Annotated in this window: 4 protein-coding genes and 3 pseudogenes; 4 read left to right on the top strand and 3 right to left on the bottom strand. The window is 57.9% G+C overall.

Going from position 1 to position 8,024, the window contains the following annotated elements; translation table 11 throughout:
• Window positions 1–1,128: 1,128 nt before the first annotated feature.
• Complete coding sequence (locus AC0L3O_RS34995; protein WP_473618099.1) at window positions 1,129–2,190, bottom strand: ABC transporter ATP-binding protein; 1,062 nt, start codon at window positions 2,188–2,190, stop codon at window positions 1,129–1,131.
• Between the two features lie 398 nt (window positions 2,191–2,588).
• Here AC0L3O_RS34995 and AC0L3O_RS34990 point away from each other — a divergent pair, with 398 nt between their 5' ends.
• Entirely contained in the window at window positions 2,589–3,611 is a 1,023-nt protein-coding gene (locus tag AC0L3O_RS34990; protein WP_473618097.1) for a hypothetical protein, read from the top strand.
• A 238-nt stretch (window positions 3,612–3,849) separates the two neighbouring features.
• On the opposite strand, the gene AC0L3O_RS34985 is transcribed toward AC0L3O_RS34990, so the two are convergent.
• Together AC0L3O_RS34985 and AC0L3O_RS34980 are read right to left on the bottom strand one after the other, a co-directional pair.
• Complete coding sequence (locus AC0L3O_RS34985) at window positions 3,850–4,014, bottom strand: hypothetical protein (RefSeq protein ID WP_473618096.1); 165 nt, start codon at window positions 4,012–4,014, stop codon at window positions 3,850–3,852.
• A 550-nt stretch (window positions 4,015–4,564) separates the two neighbouring features.
• Window positions 4,565–5,473 (bottom strand): annotated as a pseudogene (locus tag AC0L3O_RS34980) (IS110 family RNA-guided transposase); the annotation flags it as partial.
• 826 nt (window positions 5,474–6,299) lie between these two features.
• Here AC0L3O_RS34980 and AC0L3O_RS34975 point away from each other — a divergent pair.
• The 3 genes and pseudogenes from AC0L3O_RS34975 to AC0L3O_RS34965 all read left to right on the top strand — a co-directional run.
• Window positions 6,300–6,407: pseudogene (locus AC0L3O_RS34975) on the top strand (ABC transporter ATP-binding protein); the annotation flags it as partial.
• Window positions 6,408–6,566: 159 nt separating this feature from the next.
• Complete coding sequence (pmtA, locus tag AC0L3O_RS34970; protein WP_473618095.1) at window positions 6,567–7,160, top strand: phospholipid N-methyltransferase PmtA; 594 nt, start codon at window positions 6,567–6,569, stop codon at window positions 7,158–7,160.
• A 621-nt stretch (window positions 7,161–7,781) separates the two neighbouring features.
• Window positions 7,782–8,024, top strand: a pseudogene (locus AC0L3O_RS34965) (hypothetical protein); the annotation flags it as partial.

Raw genomic sequence — 8,024 nt, 5'->3', positions numbered from 1 at the left:
GTTCATCTGCAAAATCTGGGCAAAAGAGCCCGAACGGTTCCGACTCGATCCCACCCATCAAATGCCGGGACTAAACACCTAGCCCCTTCTGCCTAAGACAACGGACTGCCCTCTCACTCTTATGTGCCGGCAAATTTTCGAGGATCACCACGGTGCCTTTCGCGTCGGGGAGAGTTGGGCCCGACCTCGAAGATGCGCCGGGTCATCGGCCCGGCGATCACCCAAGGTGCACTCAGTTCATTGTGACGCAGCCCAGCCACGAAGGTCTGTGTTTCCAATGGCCGAACCGCCCTTTCGCATGCAGGCGCCGCCCCTTGGAACAGCGGCAGCGCAGGCGGGTGGATGTGCCGGTCTCATCGAGAAAGACGCCGGTGTGGCTCTTGGCGCATGCACGGCTGGCGCCTGGTGCCCCAGTGCTCGCGTGCCTGCCGCACGTCGGAGCGTCCTTGTTCGCTGGCCCGCAGCGTTTCTTTTGACGCTGTAGCGCCTTGGCGGATGAACCAGCGTGAGATCAACCTGGTCTTCCTGCCGAAGACCGCCAATTCAGCCGCGGTTGCGCGATGTTGATGTCGCCCTCCTCGCCACGCGTCGGATCAGGAACTCGCGATGTGGATCCAGCTTGGAATAGTGCCAACCGCCCTCTCGGTTTGGCGGCCAGGCCGCCGGTGCCCGATAGGCGGCCAACAGCCGCCCCACAAAGGGGACAGAGACCTCGAAGTGGCGGGCCGCAGCGTGGCAGGAATTACCGCCCTCACAAAGCGCGCCACTTAACGGCGCCAATCCAGCGAGTAGGACTTGGTGATCGCTCGTCTCCTCCAAAGAGGGCCAAGATGGGTGAATCACGAACCCGACACGTCGTATAGCTTTCGATTCAGTCACGGCCGACGTTGCTCTCGCAAACGTCTGAGCGGCGTCATTTCCGTTGCGGCCGCACGCGTGACCAGCTCCTCCAATTGGAGAATCTCAGTGTGCGCGGGCGCCGGATGGTTGTGTTCGCCAGTTCGTATCGATCGGGCCTCAGACCGGCTGAGTGCCGCCACCTGGTCGCCGCGCGAGCATCAGAGCGACCGCACGACCAATGCCCTTGCCGGCGCCGGTGACCAGCAAAGATTTTTCGGTAGCGAAGGATCAAAGGCGTGCGCCGTTTTGCCTGTCAAAGAGGTGTACCCGGCGGGGATCAATTCTCAGTCTCACCTCTTCACCAGGCCGGGCCATAATTCTATCCTTGACTATGGCGTCAATAGTGTCTTTGCCAACCCTCGCGAAAATCTGGGTCTCTGAGCCGGTCGGCTCCAGCACAGAAACCGTTGCCGCCAAGCCGTCAGGCGCGATATCGATATGCTCGGGGCGTATTCCGTAGACGACCGGCTGACCATCCTGAGCCTTTACTCCCCGGGTGGGCAGTACGGATCCGGTATCCGAAACGAAAACCTGTTCGCCGTCTTTTGAGTCGATTATGCCGTTGATTAAGTTCATGGCTGGAGAGCCGATGAAGCCGGCGACGAACACATTCGCCGGATTGTCGTAAAGATCGAGTGGCGGCCCGACCTGCTCCACCTTTCCGTCCCTCATCACCACGATCTTATCGGCCATAGTCATCGCCTCGATCTGATCATGAGTAACATAGACGATCGTTGTGCCGAGGCGTTGATGCAATTCCTTAATTTCAACGCGCATCGCAACACGGAGTTTTGCATCGAGATTCGATAAAGGCTCATCGAAAAGGAAAACCTGGGGGTCGCGCACAATGGCGCGTCCCATGGCTACACGTTGGCGCTGCCCCCCCGAGAGGTGTTTTGGAAACCGGTCCAGCAGTTTGCCCAAATCAAGAACTTCAGCCGCCTTCTTAACCTTGGCATCAATCTCGGCTTTCGGTCTACCGTTGATCTTAAGCGAGAAGCCCATGTTCTCGGCGACGTTTTTGTGCGGATAGAGGGCATAGTTCTGGAACACCATCGCTATGTCGCGGTCTTTTGGCAGAACGTCGTTGACCACCCGGCCACCGATGCAGACCTCACCGCCCGACATCGATTCGAGGCCGGCAATCATGCGCAACAGCGTGGATTTGCCGCACCCCGACGGCCCGACCAGGATGACGAACTCGCCATCTGCAATGTCGACGTTCACACCATGGATAACTTGTGCGCTTCCGTAGCGCTTCACGATGTTCCTTACGGTGACCTGAGCCAATTGGGATCTCCTCTACTGCGGCAAACCTACCCGCATCTCCACCTCGCTCCTATGGAGATACAACCATTTCAATTCTCAACGCTGCCTTCGAATTCGAACGTGGCGTCGTCAGTGGCCTCACGGCAGTCTCACTGAAGAGAGCATGGCTAGCAGCGTGGAAAGACATGCGCACAGTGAAGCACATGTTCGACGCGCGCTTTCGAGCCATTGCTTTGACATCGGCGAGCTGGACAGGAAGCGGGCCTCGGCCTCCTAAAGCCGACTCATTAATAGCACCTCGTTCGGCAGCTGACAATATTAGGTTATTGCATTCTTGCAAGAAATAACCTAGCGTACCCCTGCTTCTTCACCGGCTCGGTCGCGATCTCGGGCGCCCAAGAATAGTTAGGAGGATCCGCATGACTATAAGACTGCTTCACCAGACTGACCTATTTCGTCCCTATGCTGATCCGGACGATCACTGGGACCTAGCTTGCGTCTATGCTCTTGCTGCATCGGGCCAACTCGAGCTCGGCGGCGTACTGGTCGACTTCCCGCCCGATCACATTCGCAGTCCGGACGTCGCCGGTATTGCGCAGCTAAGCTACCTCACGGGGTTACCAACCCACATGGCGGTCGGCGCTTCCATTCCCTATACGCATGACCAGGCGGCGCATACTGCTCTTCCCAGGCGCGACCGCGCCGGCGCGGAGTTCCTCCTCAACTATCTCCGTGACAGCGAAGTGCCGGCCTACATTAGCATCGTCGGCTCCTGCCGTGACCTCGCCATTGCTGCCAAGCTCGATCCGGATCTTTTCCGTAACAAATGTGCCGGGATCTACCTCAACGCGGGCACGGGCCATCCCGAGGTCGCGAAGCAGGGAGGGGTAGAGTACAATGTCGAGCTCAATGCGGCCGCTTACGCCGCCACGTTCGACATCCCATGCCCGATCTACTGGATGCCGTGCTTCGAGAAGAAGGCGTACTACACCGAGAGAAAGGTGGAGCGGTTCGGCACCTTCTACCGTTTCAAGCAGAGCGACATTCTGCCGAAGTTGTCGCCCGCCCTGCAAAGCTACTTCACCTACGGCCTTGAGGCGCGGACGGATGCGCGCTACCTGCAGCCGCTGCTTGCGCCGCAGAGCGATGCAACGAGCTATTTGACTCTCCGTGCCGATCGCGACATGTGGTGCACCGCTGGCTTTTTCCACATGGTGTCCCAAGCCGTGGACAAAGTCGGCAACATTATTCCGAGTTCCAACGTGGACGATGCGATTTTTGGCTTCCGCCCCATCGACATCAAGTGTGATCCGAATGGGATGACAACGTGGACGAACGCCGGTGCGGAGTCGAATCGCTTCCTGTTTGAGGTGAAGGATATCGATAGCTATGCTAGAGCCATGACTGTCGCGATGACGACGCTACTCGGTAATATTCAGTAGTTATTGGACGAAGCAGTGCTCGGCCGTTGCAACTTGTGGCGCTCTGACTCTCAGGGATGAACGGCCGCTTTTTGTCGCAGTAGCGCGAACCTCACCGTAGCCGCGAAGCGAACGATCGCCGACCTCTTGTTATCGTGGCTGCGTGGCACGGCAGACAGGAATTTTTGGTGGGCAGCGAATCTCCTTGTTGCCCACTGGCCTTTCGGTTGGCTTGCTTAGAGTCTGTTTGGGAATTGGTTCAATGGCTGATTCTGCGCGAAAAGAGACTTCCCATAACGACGTGGATAATGGCTTCGGAGCCGTCGATGCGCTGTTCATAGTCGCGCGCGAGGGTGCCAGCGTATGTCCAGACGAAGGTTCGCTCGACCATCAAACGCCTGGGCAGCGCCTTGATGCCGGCCACGGTGTTGATGCGGCCACCACTTCGAAGACGAAGTCGAGGAACGCGGCCTTCTCCCTCAATTGTCTGCGATCGTAGGCGCCGGCGACGAGAAGATGCTTGCCCTATGGCCACCCATGCCGGATAGCCTCGAGGATCAACTGCACCCCGGCACTGTCACTTAATGTGAGAATCAGGCTCCCCGTGCAAAATCCAAGCCGGATTATCAAATTAACTGCCCATTTTCAAATTAAGTGCTCGCCCAACTGTCTGAAATCATTGGCTCCGCATTCTCATAATTAACTTCTGTGGTTGCCGTCCGTTGCGCAAGTAGTGTCTGACCCTTTTTGACGTGTGATCGAGTGCGGTCTTCTGTCAGGCCTTATTTGCGGCACTTTCAGAAGCCGCTGGCCGGTATGGTGATCTGCGGATCGGGTCCAAATCTGCCAAACGAGCTCTATGCCCTCAGTTAACTTCTGGTTTTCCCGGTCCAGATCTGTTCGATCATGCGCCCATTCAGGTCATCGACTTCTCACACCTGCTTGCCAGTCCTGGTTATCCGCGTGGTTTCTTGTCACGCCGCCACAGCCAGAGCCGGGTCTCGATAATCTTCCTGCTTCGTCAGCATGGCCCATATTTTCCGAGCCATCTTGTTCGCCAGTGCGATCGCCACCAGCATGCGCGGCTTCTTTGCGAGCATCCGCGAAAGCCACGATCCTTGCGCTGGCGGTTTGCGACCCGCCCAACTCACGCGGGCCATTGCCCCGAGAATCAGGAGCCTGCGGATGTCGGCCTGACCAGCCTTCGACACCCGGCCGAGCCTTTCTTTCCCGCCAGAAGAGAACTGTCGTGGAACGAGGCCGAGCCAAGCGGCAAAGTCCCGACCGCATCGGAAGCTCTGCATCGCTGGCGCGAAAGCTTCGACAGCCAGTGCGATCAGCGGCCCCACACCTGGCATGGTCTGAAGCCGGCGCGCGGTTTCACTCTGCCGGGACAGTTCCGCGAGCTTCTTGGCCTTTTCTTCGATCCGGGCCGTCTTCTCGCCGATCCGAGCCAGAAGGTCGCGGCATTCCTCCTGCACAAGCTCGGGCAGGCCGATCTCAGCATTCTCGACAATCGCCTCAATGCGCTTGATGTGACCAATCCCCTGCGGAATGACCTGCCCATATTCGTAGAGAACGGCGCGCAGAGCGTTCACCAATTCCGTTCGCTGATGAACAATACGCTCGCGCGCCCGAAACAGAACCGCCCGCGCTTGCTGATCAGCGGTCTTAGGCTCGACAAAGCGCATTTCAGGCTGACGGGCCGCAATGACGATTGCCTCGGCATCGGTCGCGTCGTTCTTCTGCCGCTTCACGAACGGGCGCACATATTGCGGCGCGATCAGCTTGACTGCATGGCCCAGCTTCACCAACACGCGCGCCCAGTAATGGGCGCTGCCGCAGGCTTCCATAACAACAAGGCCGATGGCTGCTCTGACATGAACCTGAAGAACTGCCCGCGAGACAGTTTCTTGCGATACTTCACATCGCCTGTCATCGACGCCCCGTGTAGCTGGAAAACATTCTTTGCCAGATCCACTCCGATCAACATATCCTTCATCCGCCGTCCTCTCTGTTCTGTGGCTTACGCCACATCATTTTGGCACATTGCGATGCCGTTAGGGGAGGACGGCAACCACCCCATCTGCCAAGCGACACCTGATGCCCTATGCGCCTTGCCAGCGAGCTTCGGCTTGGAACAGGACCCAGCGTGAAGCTGTTAGCAGAAAAATCGCTTCGGCTCCGGTCGTGGAAGGACAGGCACTATGGCCTGCGATGATTACCGGCCGATAGGAACGGCCGGGCTCGTAAGGACCGGAAGAGCTGCTGTTTCCTTTTTGGGGGTTTCCCTGAAAAGTCTTCTGCCTAAACCTCATTATTGTGGTCCAGCCGTCGTATTTTCCAAGGCCATTACACGGTAGAGTCATAGCACTTGCTACCTGCGCGGCAGAGAAGGGTAAGGCCATGGCAAGCCGGAACCACGTTAACACGGCGAAGACCGTCAGGGTTCTTCAAAAAATTCAGAGGGGATCGTCATCATTGGTCCGGCGATTGGGAGGCTCGGCCGGCTGAAAAGAGGACGTTGGCAATGGGGCGGCCACGAGATAGCTGGGGTGATCCACGCCACGCATTTGCACGGATCACCTACCAAAAATGGCGGACCGGTCCCGGAATCGAGCCGCCGTCGCGGGTTTTTTGCGGCCGTAGCGGCCTCGCTGTCTGCTGTGCGCCTGGCGAAGCCCGCAGCAGACGAGAAACCCTGCGTGCGTCGCGCTGGCGCTGATGGTGCAGCCGGAGATACGGCTGCTCGATGAGCCGTGGGGGGCTCGCGAGGCCATGACCGAGATTTCCATACAGGAAGAACTGGCGCGCATCTGAGCGAGAAAAACGTGATCCTGGTGGACTAGGGCGTGCCAGCCGGCGCGGGCGTTTCGCGCCTCCGGCGCGGCAATCATCCCTGTGAATCAGGCTTGTTTATATAGCGAAACTTCGACAAAAAGTTGCTCCGACGCGGATCGGGAGAAGGGAGCGGATATGGCCTTTCGATTGAAAGAGCGACTTGGCAAGAAACTTGAGGAAGAAGTGCAATTCTTCAAATGTTGGCAGAAGGATAAGAAAGGCGTGGGCGCACTCATGCCCACGTCGATCCACGCGGCGCGCCGCATGGCTAGTGTGGTCAACCCGCATTCTGAATTGCCGGTTTTGGAGCTTGGTGCCGGGACTGGTGTCATCACCAGGGCCATCCTGGAAAGAGGCATCCAACCGCATCGGGTGACTTCGGTCGAATATTCCAAGGATTTTTATGATGGCCTGGTGCGACGCTTTCCGGGAGTGGATTTCCGCTTGGGCAATGCGTTTGCCCTGGAAGAAATTCTGGGGGAGCGCCGGGAAAAGTTCGATTGTGTCATAAGCGCAGTGCCGATGTTGAGCTTTCCGATGCAACAGCGCCTCACACTGCTCGAGGATTTGCTTGCACGAATCCCCGCCGGGCGACCTGTGATCCAAATCACCTACGGTCTTCTGTCACCGGTGCTCAAAATGCCCGACCGTTACATCGTTTCTCACTATGATATCGTCGTTCGCAATGTTCCCCCCGCACAACTCTGGACCTATCGACGGGCAGTGTGAAACCACAGGGGACGCGAGCGACAGGTGGCTTTCGGAATCCTTGTACAGGACTGCACAGCCGATTGAACTTGGTGCTGTGGCCAGCCATTCGCGGCCCTGGCTGGACCGGCTTCCCTTCCGCATTTTCTGAGGATCGATTTGACCGCAGCAGAGAGATGATGTTCGGCTACAAGCATTGAGAGCGGCGAAGCTTCCCGCTAACGCCGATGTTTCTCCGGTATTTCCGGAGATGCATTCCTCGAGACGCGCCAGGCGGGACTTCGCATTGCGAAGTTCATGTCCGGCTTCGAAACGTCGATGGCGTCCTTGAGGTGTGGGCGCTATGAGGTCGCGCTCCAGTTCCGCAATGCGCGCACGCACCTGCCGAGCCTCGTCCTGACGCAACGCCTTGATCCATCCACGCCCGCGCATCCGTCTTCCTGCCAGCAAAAGCCATGCGGGTTTATCCACCGAGACCTTAATTTCCGGCAAGTTCCAAAGGGCTGCCGACATAGGGATCTGCCAAGGGTCAGGCCTACCGCAATCGGCTATCGAGCTTGCCATTGAAACCGAGCAGTCGCCGCCAGGAAAAGGGACAGCGCGTCACATTTCTGACAGATCGGTCGACATTGGATGCACTGCTTGGCGCGAGTCCCCGAAAAAGCCTTTGTCGAAGGAACCATGATGTCCGCTTCCATTGCCCCGCAACCATTTAATCAGCGGAAGAGACTATTGGTCGTCCAGGCCCTGAGCATAGCGGCGATTGGGTCGCTGCTATTCTCTCGCCCCGGTTGGGATGAAGCATCTGGCCTTCACGAGGTCGTCGAGATGATCGGTTTTGTTCTGATCCTCGTCTGCATATTCGGGAGGTTGTGGAGCATCCTC

This window comes from Mesorhizobium sp. WSM4810 (assembly GCF_055811235.1).
This window is presented reverse-complemented; position numbering and strand designations above follow the sequence as displayed.

Bases quoted from the DNA above. Each gene is read 5' to 3' on its own strand.
- pmtA (WP_473618095.1), top strand. From the start codon at position 6,567: ATGGCCTTTCGATTGAAAGAGCGACTTGGCAAGAAACTTGAGGAAGAA.
- AC0L3O_RS34990 (WP_473618097.1), top strand. From the start codon at position 2,589: ATGACTATAAGACTGCTTCACCAGACTGACCTATTTCGTCCCTATGCT.